Below are 14,546 nucleotides of genomic sequence, written 5' to 3'. Positions count from 1 at the left end.
GGTACTTATACCTATACACCAGCTGCAGGTTATACTGGTCCTGATAGTTTCACCATTACTATCAGTGATGGCAGAGGTGGCACTGCAACAGTTACTGTGAACATCACTGTAAATCCTCGTCCAAATAATCCTCCGACTGGTACCGGCGATACGAAAACCACTAACCAGAATGCGCCTGTAAATGGCTCAGTATCCGGTACAGATCCTGATGGAGATGCCCTGACCTTTACGAAGGGAACAAACCCTGCGCATGGTTCAGTAGTGGTCAACACAAATGGCACTTATACTTATACGCCTGCCGCAAACTATGTTGGCACTGACAACTTCACTATCATTATCAGTGATGGTAAGGGTGGCACTACTACTGTTACTGTGAATATCACCGTAAATCCTGCATTGCCTGTAAACAGGCCGCCTACAGGAACCGGGGATACTAAAGTAACTACGGTTGATACACCGGTAGATGGCGCTGTATCCGGTACAGACCCTGATGGTGACGCACTGACCTACTCAATAGGTACAGATCCGATTAATGGTTCAATCATCTTCAGTTCAGATGGAACATATACTTACACGCCTAATGCAGGCTATATCGGTCCGGACAACTTCACCGTTATTATCAGTGATGGCAGAGGTGGTACCGCAACGGTTACTGTTAACATCACGGTAAATCCTGCTGCTCTGCCAAATAATCCTCCTATAGGAACTGGTGACACCAGGACAACTACTCAGGACGTTCCTGTAAGTGGTATTGTAAGTGGACTGGACCCTGATGGGGATGCACTGACCTTTACGAAAGGTGCAGATGTGCTTCATGGCACAGTAGTGGTAAATTCGGATGGTACTTATACTTATACACCTGCTGCAGGTTACGTAGGTACCGACGATTTCACTGTTAACATCAGTGATGGCAGGGGTGGTGTTGTAACAGTTACTGTGAATCTCACCGTAAATCCTGTTGTTACTCCGGGTAATAATCCTCCGTCCGGTACCGGCGACACGAAGACCACTAACCAGGATACGCCGGTAAATGGTTCAGTATCCGGTACAGATCCAGACGGCGACGCACTGACCTTTACAAAAGGTACGGACCCGACCCATGGTTCAGTAGTCGTAAATACAGATGGAACTTATACTTATACACCGGCTGCAGGTTACACTGGTATAGATAACTTCACTATTAACATCAGTGATGGTAAAGGTGGTACGACAACAGTCACAGTAAATATTACAGTAAGTCCCGTTACTCCTGCTAATAATCCTCCGACAGGCACCGGCGATACGAAGACAACCGAACAGGATACACCTGTCAATGGTGCAGTATCCGGTACAGATCCAGACGGCGATGTGCTGACCTTTACGAAAGGTGCAGATCCGGCCCATGGTTCAGTAGTGGTAAATGCGGATGGTACTTACACCTATACACCTGCTGCAGGTTATAGCGGTGCTGATAACTTTACCATTGTGATCAGTGATGGCAAAGGTGGTACGACTACTGTAACTGTCAATATCACTGTTACAGTAAAAACAACTACTCCTCCGGTTGCTACAGATGATAAGACGGAGACTAAAGCAAATACAGCTGTAACCGTTGATGTGCTGGCAAATGATAATGCGGGTAATTCATCACTGGATAAGGAATCTGTAGAGATTGTCGGTCAGCCTGCACATGGTACAGTAAAAGTGAATGAGGACGGAACAATTGTGTATACGCCTGATCCGGGTTATACCGGTGAAGATGTCTTCACTTATCGTGTGGCAAATACAAATGGTCAGTTCTCTAATACAGCCACTGTACGTATCACGATCACTTTATCTACTATCAATGTACCTAACCTGTTCACACCGAATGGCGACGGTAAAAATGACGCCTTCGAAATAAGAGGTCTGAACCAGTATTACGAAAATGAGTTGATCATCGTCAATCGTTGGGGTAATGAAGTATATCGTCAGAAGGGGTACCAAAACACCTGGAAAGGCGAGGGCCTGAATGAGGGTACCTATTACTATCTGTTGCGCATCAGGCGCAATGCTGACGCGGAATGGGAAGTGATGAAAGGGTATGTAACATTGATCAGGTCTTTTAAACAGTAAAGGAATAAGCGCTCTATACTATGAAAAGAATATTGCTGATAGCCGGATTATTAACATCACTGGGACTTACTGTCAATGCTCAACAGGATGCGCAGTATAGCCAGTATATGTTCAACGGCATCTATATCAATCCCGCTTATGCCGGTTATAAGGAAGCACTCAACCTGCATGCCTTTTACCGCAATCAGTGGACAGGTATTGCAGGTGCTCCCAAAAGTTTTTCACTGGCAGTAGATGCTATTGCCAATGATGGCAATGTAGGATTGGCGCTGCAGGTGTCAAGCGACAAACTAGGCGCACAGGACAACTTATCCGCCTATGCCAGCTATGCTTACCGCATCCGACTGAATGCAGATGGTAGTTCCCGTCTTGCAATCGGCCTGAGCGCCGGTATTCTGCAGTCAGGTATCAACGGGGCTACACTCAACCCCAACGATCCTGAAACGGATATGCCGGCAGGTCTGCACAGGCTCACGCCTGATGCCAGGGCGGGTATTTTCTTTGCCAACGATAAATACTTTGCCGGCTTCTCGGTAGATAACCTGGTGGTGCAAGCCTTTAAGAATACCGGGCGTTTCACCTGGCTACCACAAACCAAGTTGCATTACTATTTAACTGCAGGCATGCTGTTGCCGATAAACGAGGATATCCAGCTGAAACCGTCCTTCCTCCTGAAGGATGATCGCGGAGGGCCTACCAGCCTGGACCTGAATGCCTTCCTCCTCTTTAAGGACATTGTGTGGGTAGGTGGTTCTTACCGCACAGGTGTAAAGATGTACGACAAGAGTTATCTGCAGAAGAACCTGATGTACCGTAACGCTGCTGTAGCGGCGGTGGAAGTATTCCCCCTGCCTAACCTGCGTGTGGGATACGCCTATGATTTTTCAGTAGGTCCATTGCAGAGTTATAGCGGTGGTTCACACGAAATATCTGTCGGGTTCACATTCAATAAACAAAATATCAGAATGGCTACGCCAAGGGTATTCTAAAAGCATCCTATACTGACATGAAAAAGATACATTACGCGCTTAGTCTGTGTTTATTGTTTTCTTCCCTTAATTCAATGGCGCAGTATGTCATGAAGGAGGCTGATAAGCAATATGAGGTCTTTAAATACGCGGAAGCGATCAGCCTTTATGAACAGGCTTATAATAAGAAAGCTACTTTACATGCGGCGGAACGTCTGGGAGATTGCTACCGGCTGAATAATAACTATGCAGAGGCAGAACACTGGTATGCCATTGCTACAGCTATGCCGGGTAGTAAAGCTGAAAATCTGTTGTTCTATGCAAAGGCATTACAGAATAATTCAAAGTATGCCGAGGCTAAAACACAATACCAGAAATTCGCAGCAGCCGACAAGACGATAGCGAAAGAACAGAAAGATGTGTGGATCGCTTCCTGCGATTCCGCTATCACCTGGATGAAGTCGCCCGTACCTTTGAAGATCGATAACTACAAGCTGCTGAACTCAGCTAAGTCCGACTGGAGTGCAGTACCTTATCAGGGTGGTATGGTCTTTACTTCTGATCGTTTTACAGATAAAACACACCAGCCTAAGAAACGTAGTGCCTTTTTACATTTTGATACCCGCAATACACCCGATCCTTTGCTGAACGGCTGGACAGGTAATGATTACCTGCACCTGTTCATCAAACCTGCCAGCGATGACAGTGTACAGCTATTCCCTTTAAAAACAGGTACAGACTATCACGTTGGCTCGGCCAGTTTTACAAAGGATGGAAAAGAGGTGTATTTTACCCTGACACGTATTCCCGGCAAGGGTAGTGGTACGAAGGGGAAAGCACTGACCGTCAACATAGAGATCTACAGCAGCCGACAGGATGCATCAGGTAACTGGTCTGCTCCGCTGCCATTCACGCATAATAATGTAACTGCTTATTCTGTAGGTGATCCATTCATTACCGAAGATGGGATGGCGCTTTACTTTTCTTCCAATATGCCGGGAGGTGTCGGAGGAACAGACTTATATGTATGTTATAGAACCGCTGTCGGAGAGTGGGGACCACCCTTGAACCTGAGGACAATTAATACCCCCGGTAATGAACGTAGTCCGGCGATGACCAAAAACAACATCCTCTACTTCGCCAGTGATGGCCGTATTGGTATGGGAGGATTGGACATCTTCCGTGTGGCGCTTGATAACACCGGTAAGAGCAACGGTACTATCCGGAATATGGGTTATCCATTCAACTCTCCGCAGGATGATTTTGCATTTGGTCTCACAGAAGCGGGTATTGCTTATCTGTCATCCAACAGGGAAGGCGGTGTAGGTAGCGATGATATTTATGCAATAGCGGCATTGCCGGATGCGATTGTACCAGAGGTGGAAAAACACGATACTATTAATCAAATTCCTATTGCGAAAGCAGACAGCGCTGGTACCGTTCCTGCTGGTATAGATCCTAAGGATAATCCGGTGGCTGTAGTGACTATGCCTGAGAAGCCGAAAGACAGCATTGCTTCTCCTGCGATAGATCTGCCTAATATCTATTTTGACTTTAATAAGGCCGATATCCGTGCTGACGCACAACCAGTACTGGATAGGATGGTTAAATTGCTGGCAGATAGTCCAGGTAGTATACTGGAAGTAGGTTCTCATACAGACAGCCGTGGTAGTGATCAGTTCAACCTCTTGCTGTCACAGAGAAGGGCCGTGTCGGTAACGAATTATCTTGTGACGAAGGGTGTGGAGAAAGCGAGAGTGAAAGCGAAGGGATATGGTGAGACCAGGTTGTTGAATAATTGTGCCAATGGGGTGCAGTGTAGTGAGGAGGAGCATAAGGTGAATAGGAGAACGGAGTTTAAGATTGTTAAGTGATAATAAATTTTAAGGAGGCAAGTAAAGTATTGCCTCCTTAGAATTATACCCGGAATTTTCCTTAATTATTCCAGAGTGCTCAACTGAAATTCCGGGTATCTTACCTTGATTGCCTTTCTGAAACGTATAATAGAATTTACAATTGAATGCATTACTTCCTCGATTTCTGAGCCAAGAGTGGACAGTATTTCTTTGCTATTGTTTGAAGCCATGTATGTAATCACCTTGTTCCAAATTTCTACGTCTTGGTCAGCTATAGGAATGGCCTTAGATACCTTTATAGCAAGTTGATAATATCCGCCTGAAAGTAAAAAATAAATTATTTGTCTAAAAAATAGCATCTCTTCGTCTGTGACCTCTGTAAATTTGATATATTGAAAAAATAATACTAAATCGTTGATGATAGCTGCAACCGAATCGGCTTTTTGAAGGAAAATAGATGTCATAAGAGTTTGCTCGCTCAAAGCAAAGCAAAACAAGGTATGGAAACTCATTGAGTTGTTATCTAAATACCTAATAAGGTCTGCTTTCTTATTGAATAAAAGTTCGGGTTCGAATTTTGGAACGCTCTTTTTTAGATATAAGAAAGCCCTTTCCCTGGAGGCAGGCTCAGATACATTCCTTTCGAATGCAATTTTAAAGAAGGATGAATAGTCCTTTTCTAATAGTTTTTTATCCAACAATTTGTAGAAATCATCGTCTGATAACTCAGTAGATGTTTTGATATACTCGGAGATATTCTCATTTAGTAAATACTTAGTTTGAATATCAATATTTTGAAAGAACGAATATACTTCGCCATATACTTCAAGTGTATGTTTATCAAGTAAACCGTTTTTGACCTTATCAACATAGTCCAGTATACGCTTTTCTATTTCATTTTTATCACACCAGGATTCCAGGAACTTTACCAGCCATATCACCCTGTTGCGATCCTGTTTTCTTCCATATCGCATCAAGTACCAGATATTGAAAAATCGTTCCCTTAAGAGGTAAATATGATTTTTTGTGTTAGTAGCACGTTTTTCAATTACCTGATTCTTTTCAAGCTGCCGGAGTTGGGCTGAAACAAGTTTGCTGTCCAGTCTTACCTGTTTTGTCAGGTCCTTTACACTGATAGCCTCCCAATGTAGTGCCACAGCATCAACAATCTTTTGCTGTTGCGGGGGAAGATCATCCATCCTGTGTTTATACAAAGGTGTAACAGCATCCAGCACTTTTTCGAGATCGCTCAGCGCAGAGCCATGTTCGTTATCGACAAAAATCTGGAATAACAGGGACATAGTCCTTGGCACACCTCCCGATAATGTTCTAAGCGTTGATATACGTTCGGGAGTATTTTTAATAATGCGTTCAATTTTTTCTTCTTCATGATGCACAACCGCCAATTGTCGCAATAAAGCAATGCATTCCTCATCGGTCAAACCTTTTAGCTGTATCATCTTAAAAAACTCAAACAGCGGTTGCTGATAATCCAATACACTTTCTAACACTACAGGTGAACCAGCTATCAGCCGTAAATGGGGGATCGTCTGCAATATTTCTCTTAGGCGCCGGACTTCCAGTTCTCCAAACCTGGCCAGTAGTTGTCCGATATTATCTATCAACAGGACTATTTTCTTCTTATGCAGATCAAGATGTTTGATCAAAATCCTGAATAAGGACTCTTCATAGTTATCGTGCTGAATGAATGGAGCCATTTCTTCAGTGATGCCTGCAAAGGCATGGTAGTCTTCCAGATATTCTGCAATCTTTTCCCAGAGATTGCCAAGTTCGCTGATGTTATATTGTTCCTCACTGAATATAACAGGGATCAGCCATTTGGATAACTTTTGATCATCCTCAATAGCATACTTTAATCGAAGTAACAAGGTGGTTTTCCCAGCTCCCCGTTGACCAAGCAGCAGATAATGCTGCTCAGGGGTTGTCATTTTACCGGATTTAATATCCTTAAATATTTCTTCGAATATTTCTGTACGAATAACAAACTCCGATATAAATTCCTGCTTGTCTTTCCGATCAGGGTTGTAAAGTAGAACGCTCATAACTAACAAATAAATCGCTCCCACCATCGTTTTAAGATAGGGGAGTTAAAAAGGTAAATCTTCTGTGTATGATCGAAGTGTATATATCCATCATACATGAGGTTTTCGATTATCAATTTATATTCATCTTCCTGTTGACATTGTAAGGCCAGCTCTAAAGTATCTTTCTTATCAAGGGTTCGTTTCTCTGCCAGTTGTTTTAATAAGAGGTCCGCGTATTTAAACGCATTTCCTTTAAAATGCGTTTTCAGACGGGAATAATAGTGGTCAAAGTGATTCTTATATCTCAAACTTAGTAATTCCTCAATAGCTTTTTCTACAATCTCTCCGGTGATCATCGTCCGGTTGTCATTTATTCGTATGATTTCCTGTACAATCAATTGAATATGAAAAGGAATATACCATTCTAAAACCTTTCTTAATGTAGTGATTGCACTATCATGAATTGTTCTGCCGGTTAATAATTTTCTGAAGAGATCAATAGCCTCCTCTTCTGCCAATGGCTCAACTTCTAAGGACGCAAGGTCATTAATAGTAGCAGTGGCGTTAATAGAGGATACTGTCTGGTTCAGTCCGATAGAGCCAGTATATATAAACCGCACTTTTTGCGAGATCACAGGATCTATTCTGATCTCACGTTTTCTCTGCAGAAAGCTGATAGCAGATTCAGTATCCCTTTTATTGATATTCTCAATAGTTTGAGGAAATTCATCAATCAGTAGCACAAGCTCGGTATCTTCTACAGCAGCATAAACCGTGAGAAAATTTTGAAACTCCTCACAATAGTCCCGGACGGTTTCATCATGATTAAACTCTATTCCTGCATTAAATAGTTTAATACTCTTTATTTTCTGAAAGATCTTATTCCCGGTATCAGTGATTGCTGCCTTTAATTTCTTCGATAAGGATATTTTAGGATCATTCAGCACAACTTCCAGCATCTTTTTATAGAAATGAGAAGACTCCGCGATACTCTCCGTGTCTATGTATATATAATGCCTGCCATCAATGCTATTGTCAAGAAGATACCATAGTATGGAGGTCTTTCCAACCCTGCGGGGAGCGGTAATTTGAATATTATTACCATTAGCTAATGCCCTGCTCACCTTTTCTATTTCCCGGTCACGTTGGTAAAAGCTATTCCCCCTGGCTGGAAGGCCAATAATGTTCCTCATGACAATAGGATTTTTGTCAAATATAATGACAATAAATTTATTGTCAAAAAAGATGGCAATAAATTTATTGTCATCTGTGAGCAAGCAAGCCTTTCAGTAACTCTTTTTATTACCTGATAAATAGACAAAACAAAACGGCGTCTCATTGATTGGGACGCCGTTTCCTATCTAACAATAACCTCTTAAATAGCCTCTATCGAAAACTTCGTATACTTCTCCTTACTATTATACTCCGACACAATCACATGCCCTTCCTTCGCCGGATAAATCGACGTTCTTACATTACCCTCTTTATAAGGAATGGTCCGCACTATCTTATGCTGATCCACATTATAAATAGTCGATTTCTTATCGTCATTCATGATCAGGAAAGTAGACTTTGTATCAGATGCAGATACGGTATAAAAGCTATGCGGACTTACCATATAAATAGGGGCTCTTCCTATCAGGGATCTTCCTCTGCTAGCCTCAATAGCATTCACTTCAGACAGTTTCCCATTTGCATCCTGCTTGATCAGTACACCGTCTGTGATCCTGAACTTTAGAGAACCAACAGTACCCAGTATGTATAAAGGCGGTATGATCAGTGGGGCAGTGATAACGGAGCTAGCAATACAACCCCATCTTACCTTCCTGGTCAGGTTTGAGCCTGCGAAATAAGTGTTGCCGTTATAGTCGCGGAAGGTGCTTCCTGGCCACATATATCCCTGCGTAGCAGGAATATAACCTTTGCGGGAAACATTAGTGGTAGAGTTATCATCCCAGTAGGTAAATAACTGCTTGACGTCTGATTTCTCATGACCATTCAGATTGATGGTGAAGATACCCTTGTATATACGTTTGGTCATGCCTTTCACAGATACGTAATTGTTGGATGCTTTCCCGTTGAGGATATAACCGCTGAGACAGGGCTTTCCGGTAGCAGGATCATTATCGAACGACATTACCTGTAATGGATTCTTTTTCTTGTCTTCCAGCGGATATTTCAGGATACCTGCTTTGCTGTCCACATTATAAGAGATGAGGGAATACCCGCCCAGCTGAATTTTTCCGTCAGTTTTCAGTAGGAGATATACGTCATGTTCGGAAGTCAGCATATAATAATGATCTGCCTTTTCGGTGATGTATTTCTCTCAGAGCGGCTGTCCCTGTGTGTTGTATGCCAACAGGTAGTTGCGCTCATTATCACCGAAGTAGAAGGCGAATCCTAAGTCTTTGAGGTTCTTCATCTGTACGGGGACCTTCAGTGTTCCATCGCCAATGCGGCCATACCGTGTGTTATCGAAGACAAACCGGATATTGACGTTTAGCTTCTTTTCAAAAGTATGCGTGATCTTTCCGTCAAGGCTGATGAATTGGGCGAATACAGACATGAATCCATCTTTCAGCGAGGCATTACGCTCGCTGCGCTTCTTAAAGTCATAACCCACTACATTACTTTTCAGGTAGGCTAGACACAGGGTGTCTTTTTCAAATGACACCCGTTGAAGGTCCAGTTTCAATTCTTTGAAGTTCACGATGCCCAGGTCATTGAGATTCTCATCCATGATGGTGATCTTATAGTTGAAAGAGTCTTTATCTGCTCTTTCGAGTTCTGTGAACGAGAGATATCCTACCAGGGTTCCATCCTGCATGATGGTTTTCAGTTCAGTAGAGATGCCATCACTGACTTCTTTGAACACTTTAGTCTGGGCATGGATGTGTTGTACGGCGATCAATACCAGTGCGATCGCCAGGTATAGTTTTTTCATGGTACAGGGATAATTATGGGTCAATTATTTCTTTTCGATTTCATCGGCGAACTCGCAATACAGACTGGTCTTGTTGTTGCTCACAAACTCTTTCGCCGCTTTTTTACCTGCTTCGCCTGCATTGTCTGTTCCGGTAGTGAGCACGTTCAGCAGATCTTTCATGCCATTTTCCGGCTTGGCCATGCGCGCCCAGAACGCTGCATTTTGCAGCTGCCGGCAGGATTTCTCCAGTTCTTCACGTGGTATCTGTTCCAGCATGGTCTGTAACTCGTAGTAATCTTTCGAGATATATTCCTTCTGTGTTACGCCAATAGCGCTGAAGCGATGCAGTTCTTTATCTGCATGAAACAGTTCCAGCATGATATTATGCAACATAAAGTCATACCAGGGATCATTGTTGCCTTTATCCTTTTCCATCAGTACCCGGTAGAGGCAAGGGGCCAGGTTCATGTTACAGTACATGTTCCAGATCATCATTTTACCTGCCTTTTCCTGGATATGCGCAGGGACAGGGGTTATCTTCTGATCGGCAGTACCGGCCGCTTTCGTGTTATTATAACGTTCGATACAATCCGGGTGTGTTTTCAGGGAATCCTGCAGGGTGACAGCCTCCTGGAAGTTATAGTTCCTGGTGGAAAGCCCCTTGGAGCGTTTCTTCAGCCAGGCGTCATCAATTGTAATGTTATAGGGCGAAAAGTAGTTTTTAACCGGCTGTTTTAGTGGCTGTCTGTATACCATATCGGCACTGTCCAGGCGCAGGAAGAAACCGGGATCAAAGGACAGGTGAGCATTTTTCAGCAGGATGATGGCCAGGGAGTCTGCATCACTTTCGCGATAGCGCTGGTGCCTGCTTCTGTCAAAGGAGTAGTTCTCAAATATCTTCTTCAGGCGTGTCAGTCGTTGGTACCTGGAGTCAAGCACGTCTTCCAGTGATTGTTTATACTCGTCGGATGTCAGCCATTCCGCCCGCTTCCTCATAGAGTTTTCAGCATGCTCCAGGATATTGTGCGACATTTCATGTGCTACCGTAAGGGCTATTTCTTCCCGGGATTTAGCAAAAACAACCAGTCCGAGGTTGATCGCTATCACGTTATTACCAATGGCATATGCGTTGACGGAAGGGCTTCTGTCTACAAATAGCATTGGCTGCACTGGCATGTAGTTCTTATTGGCCTTTGCAATTTCATTGAAAATAGCACCCAGGTAATCACAGATCTCCTTATCATACACATAGTCATCATCAGTGATGGCATTCAGGAAGAAATCGGTCCTTTCGTCCCATATTTCCTTATATTTTTTCTGGGTCGCCTTTTCTTTATACCTGACAGGGCAGGTCCATTCCTTTTTCAGGGAGTCTTTTTGCTTCTGGTAGAAAAGGTGTGAAAGCTCCTGGTAACTGTACAGGTTATTGGTCTGGCTGCTAGCGACATAGCTCATAACTGTCAGCACTAGTAACAGAGAAAAAAACTTAGGTATAGGTTTCATATTGGTTGAACCCCCGGGATGCGGGGTTAATCATGCAAGATAATGATTTTATATATATTTAATAATTTCATTGTAAGTAAACTGAGGATATCCAGCCCCGTTATATACAGGTTACCCGTGGGAAAATTATCTTTATACGCCGGTTTTAAAAACCGGGTTCATTAAAATGAGAAAAAACCAACTATTTGTTATTCTCCTGCTATTATTTGCAGGAGATAGCTACAGCCAGCGTATTACCCAAACTTTACCTCCTCTTATTCATGCAGCTATTGAAAAGGCCTATCCCGCCAGTGTAAGGATCTGGGGATATGACACCGTATCCAACCAGCAAATGAGCGCCCAGTTCAGCGGAGTGGTCGTTACCCGGGAAGGACATATCCTGACGGTGGCCCACACCACTATCCCGGGGAAGACCTATAAGGTCACTTTCCCTGATGGAAAAGCTGTCATTGCGCTTGCCCTGGGAAAGATCAACTTTCCAGAAACGCCCATCCTGCCTGATGTGGCTATGATGAAGATCATCAGCGAAGGAGAGTGGCCATTTGCTGTCATGGGCCGGTCTTCAGACTTAAAGATCAATGAGCCCTGTATCAGTATTGCCTATCCCGAAAGCCTGAACCAGCCTTTACCTGCAGTGCGGTTTGGCTGTATCACGCAGGTAGTGAATGACAAAGGTTTTGTGCAATCGTCCTGTATCATGGAGCCCGGTGATTCCGGAGGCCCCCTGTTTGATTACATGGGTCGCGTCATCGGCCTGCATAGCGCGGTTGAAGTAAGTGAGCGTATCAATTATGAAGTGCCGGTGGACCTCTACAGGAAATACTGGACGGCCCTGAATAAGGTGGAACATTACACCCGGTTTCCGGCAACAGCAGATACTATTGCTGCAGACCCACTTGCCGGCAGCCTGATAGCTGTACCCGCACTGAAAGATATTAATGCCGCATTGAAAACGACGGTATACGACGGCTTAAGCCTGAAGATCGTCAGCAGGGTGAATGGAGAAGAGCAGACAATACTGGGGACCTTGTTCTCTGTGCGTGGAAAGTCTGTCATCATTAGTAAGAGTTCTGCTGTAGGAGAACAGCCCATTATTACCGTAAGCAACAAACAATTGAAAGCTACTGTTATGTTCCGGGACAGGAGTAATGACCTGGTATGTCTGGAAGTAGCTTCCCGACTGAAGAGGGGAATAACTTTCCCGGTGGGTACACAAGCGGTAGACAGTCTGGGTAAATTCCTGTTATCTCCTCAGCCCGATGAAACAGGCATTGCAAGCGTAAAGGGGAGCCGGGCGTTCTCTTTGCCACGAATGACCAGCCTTGCATTTCTGGGAGCGGCGATAGCTCCGACGGACGGACCGCTGGCACTGACGATTGTACAACCTGGCTCGCCTGCCGGAGAAAGCGGTTTGGAGGCAGGAGATCTGGTGATAAGCATAAATGGTGTTCCCATTAAAAAGGCGGAAGACTATGGCCGGGAATTATCCCGATACTGGCCGGGAGACCAGATCATTTTTGAAAGCCAGCGTAATGGAACCCCATATACCAAAGAGATCGTGCTGGGCACCCGTCCTCAGCAACCTGCCAGTCATCCTGCAGAAATGTTCAGTGGAGGAAAGAGCCACAGAAGGGATGGTTTTGAAAGCGTCTTTTCCCATGATGCTATTCTAAGGCCGGAACAATGCGGCGGTCCTGTGTTTGACACATACGGACATTTTTATGGGATCAATATTGCGAGGTTTTCCCGTACCAGCAGCCTGGTGATTCCGGCAGCCATTGTGCAACAGTTTATTTACGGGCATCTTTTACAAAAAGACAGCTGATGATGATAGCAGCGATCGCATCGATAGTGATGTGATCGCTGCTATATGATAATTAGTCAACAGAAAGTTTTATATTACCACAGATAACCCGATGGTAGAATAAAAATCATTGTTACAAATGGAAGATCAGAATACCTGTCAACATCTGCGTGAGATTACGGAAGTGCAGATTGGAGAAGATTATGTGTGTGAAGAATGTATTAAGAATAACGGGGAATGGGTACATCTCCGCACCTGCCAGACCTGTGGCGTGACACTTTGCTGTGATCAGTCGCCGTCAAAGCATATGACCCGCCACTATAATGAAACGCATCATCCTGTGGTGGCTTCGGCAGAACCAGGAGAACGTTGGCTCTGGTGTTATCCTGACAAACAGTTTGCAGAATATTAACCGGTGCCGGATACGTATTTCTACGTTTATTCAGTCCGCTAACCCTTATATGTGTACGTATTTGTACGCAAATGATTACCATGCACTTCCAGGAATGCGAAAAATGAGTACTTTAGTCATATTATTGTTTTTTGTAACCACCATCTTTAATCTTAAACCCAATAATAATAACAATGAAAAGGATCATTCTTGTGTTCTCTGTAGGCTTGATAGTAACTCTTGCTGCATGTAAAGGGAAAAATAAGACTGAAAATGCAGATCAGCAAACCACAACAGCTGAGCAACCTGCACAAAGTAGCCCTGCTGCCACAGCGCCTTCTAACGAGCCTAAAACGTACGCAGTAACTTTTTCCCCTGACTCCGTTTACCTGGGTAAAAATAAAGAAGTACTCGTTCGTGTAACCAATGCTAAAGCAGTTGAGTTAGCAGATGCCGATGGAAAAGTAACAGGCACTGAAATTACTTATGAATTTGAAGTAACCAACAAAAACCAGGTGGGAGGTAGCAGCATTTTCGTTAATCCGGCAAATTTCCGTCTGCAGCTGGATAATGGCAACAACATTACCCATGACAACTATAATTCAGTGAACGTGGATGCGGAGTCCACCAAATCGTCCACCGACAATAAATTCAAATTACCGGCTGGTACCAAACCTAAATCATTGAGCCTTTTCTATGATGAAACAAGGGTATCAGTAGGCGTGGAGATGAAATAACAACATAGTGTATCAAAATTATCAGCGCAAAGCTCCGGTCAGACAGCCGGAGCTTTCCTGTATCGGCCCGGTTCAAAAGTAAGCCCGCCCATCATCTTTTTTTCTTCCACATTGGGAAGGTTTTCAAATCGTTCCCTGATCCTGTTTGCAGGTTCTTCATCATATGCCATGAGGAAAAATTTAGTGTATAATATACTTATAATCCATAAAGTATAGAAACGA

Annotated in this window: 12 protein-coding genes; 6 read left to right on the top strand and 6 right to left on the bottom strand. The window is 43.8% G+C overall.

Annotation, left to right across the window (positions count from 1 at the left end; genetic code table 11):
• The 3 genes from CLV42_RS07865 to CLV42_RS07855 form a co-directional block, all read left to right on the top strand.
• Positions 1–2,094: Ig-like domain-containing protein (locus CLV42_RS07865; RefSeq protein ID WP_146154335.1), on the top strand; the 2,094-nt coding region annotated here is incomplete at its 5' end.
• A gap of 20 nt (positions 2,095–2,114) precedes the next feature.
• Positions 2,115–3,083 (top strand): PorP/SprF family type IX secretion system membrane protein, encoded by a 969-nt coding sequence (locus CLV42_RS07860; protein WP_106601333.1) that lies wholly within the window; start codon positions 2,115–2,117, stop codon positions 3,081–3,083.
• Positions 3,084–3,100: 17 nt separating this feature from the next.
• A complete protein-coding gene (locus CLV42_RS07855) occupies positions 3,101–4,936 on the top strand; it encodes an OmpA family protein (protein ID WP_106601332.1) in 1,836 nt (611 codons plus the stop codon).
• Between the two features lie 65 nt (positions 4,937–5,001).
• On the opposite strand, the gene CLV42_RS07850 is transcribed toward CLV42_RS07855, so the two are convergent.
• The 5 genes from CLV42_RS07850 to CLV42_RS07830 all read right to left on the bottom strand — a co-directional run bounded on the left by CLV42_RS07850 (position 5,002) and on the right by CLV42_RS07830 (position 11,344).
• Positions 5,002–6,981, bottom strand: coding sequence for an NACHT domain-containing protein (locus tag CLV42_RS07850; protein ID WP_106601331.1), 1,980 nt, complete (start codon positions 6,979–6,981; stop codon positions 5,002–5,004).
• Between the two features lie 2 nt (positions 6,982–6,983).
• Complete coding sequence (locus CLV42_RS07845) at positions 6,984–8,156, bottom strand: ATP-binding protein (protein WP_146154334.1); 1,173 nt, start codon at positions 8,154–8,156, stop codon at positions 6,984–6,986.
• Between the two features lie 182 nt (positions 8,157–8,338).
• On the bottom strand, positions 8,339–9,253 hold the full coding sequence (locus CLV42_RS07840; protein ID WP_106601329.1) for a hypothetical protein: 915 nt from the start codon (positions 9,251–9,253) through the stop codon (positions 8,339–8,341).
• Between the two features lie 36 nt (positions 9,254–9,289).
• On the bottom strand, positions 9,290–9,907 hold the full coding sequence (locus CLV42_RS07835; protein ID WP_106601328.1) for a DUF6770 family protein: 618 nt from the start codon (positions 9,905–9,907) through the stop codon (positions 9,290–9,292).
• Positions 9,908–9,931: 24 nt separating this feature from the next.
• Entirely contained in the window at positions 9,932–11,344 is a 1,413-nt protein-coding gene (locus tag CLV42_RS07830) for a M48 family metalloprotease (protein WP_245901542.1), read from the bottom strand.
• A gap of 214 nt (positions 11,345–11,558) precedes the next feature.
• On the opposite strand from CLV42_RS07830, the gene CLV42_RS07825 reads away from it, so the two are divergent.
• From CLV42_RS07825 to CLV42_RS07815, 3 genes are all read left to right on the top strand, one after another.
• Entirely contained in the window at positions 11,559–13,217 is a 1,659-nt protein-coding gene (locus tag CLV42_RS07825; RefSeq protein ID WP_106601326.1) for a S1C family serine protease, read from the top strand.
• Positions 13,218–13,335: 118 nt separating this feature from the next.
• Positions 13,336–13,608, top strand: a complete 273-nt coding sequence (locus tag CLV42_RS07820) for a UBP-type zinc finger domain-containing protein (RefSeq protein WP_106601325.1) — start codon at positions 13,336–13,338, stop codon at positions 13,606–13,608.
• Positions 13,609–13,781: 173 nt separating this feature from the next.
• Positions 13,782–14,324: a hypothetical protein gene (locus CLV42_RS07815; RefSeq protein ID WP_106601324.1), complete on the top strand. Its 543-nt coding sequence runs from the start codon at positions 13,782–13,784 to the stop codon at positions 14,322–14,324.
• Between the two features lie 38 nt (positions 14,325–14,362).
• Here CLV42_RS07815 and CLV42_RS34425 read toward each other — a convergent pair whose 3' ends face one another.
• Complete coding sequence (locus CLV42_RS34425) at positions 14,363–14,494, bottom strand: hypothetical protein (protein WP_262509990.1); 132 nt, start codon at positions 14,492–14,494, stop codon at positions 14,363–14,365.
• Positions 14,495–14,546 lie beyond the last annotated feature (52 nt).

Origin of the sequence: Chitinophaga ginsengisoli (assembly GCF_003014595.1) — a bacterium.
GTDB lineage: Bacteria > Bacteroidota > Bacteroidia > Chitinophagales > Chitinophagaceae > Chitinophaga > Chitinophaga ginsengisoli.
The sequence above is the reverse complement of the archived record's forward strand: the minus strand, read 5'-3'. Positions and strand labels throughout refer to the sequence as shown.

Bases quoted from the DNA above. Each gene is read 5' to 3' on its own strand.
- CLV42_RS07860 (WP_106601333.1), top strand. From the start codon at position 2,115: ATGAAAAGAATATTGCTGATAGCCGGATTATTAACATCACTGGGACTT.
- CLV42_RS07855 (WP_106601332.1), top strand. From the start codon at position 3,101: ATGAAAAAGATACATTACGCGCTTAGTCTGTGTTTATTGTTTTCTTCC.
- CLV42_RS07850 (WP_106601331.1), bottom strand. From the start codon at position 6,981: ATGAGCGTTCTACTTTACAACCCTGATCGGAAAGACAAGCAGGAATTT.
- CLV42_RS07845 (WP_146154334.1), bottom strand. From the start codon at position 8,156: ATGAGGAACATTATTGGCCTTCCAGCCAGGGGGAATAGCTTTTACCAA.
- CLV42_RS07840 (WP_106601329.1), bottom strand. From the start codon at position 9,253: ATGCTGACTTCCGAACATGACGTATATCTCCTACTGAAAACTGACGGA.
- CLV42_RS07835 (WP_106601328.1), bottom strand. From the start codon at position 9,907: ATGAAAAAACTATACCTGGCGATCGCACTGGTATTGATCGCCGTACAA.
- CLV42_RS07830 (WP_245901542.1), bottom strand. From the start codon at position 11,344: ATGAGCTATGTCGCTAGCAGCCAGACCAATAACCTGTACAGTTACCAG.
- CLV42_RS07825 (WP_106601326.1), top strand. From the start codon at position 11,559: ATGAGAAAAAACCAACTATTTGTTATTCTCCTGCTATTATTTGCAGGA.
- CLV42_RS07820 (WP_106601325.1), top strand. From the start codon at position 13,336: ATGGAAGATCAGAATACCTGTCAACATCTGCGTGAGATTACGGAAGTG.
- CLV42_RS07815 (WP_106601324.1), top strand. From the start codon at position 13,782: ATGAAAAGGATCATTCTTGTGTTCTCTGTAGGCTTGATAGTAACTCTT.
- CLV42_RS34425 (WP_262509990.1), bottom strand. From the start codon at position 14,494: ATGGCATATGATGAAGAACCTGCAAACAGGATCAGGGAACGATTTGAA.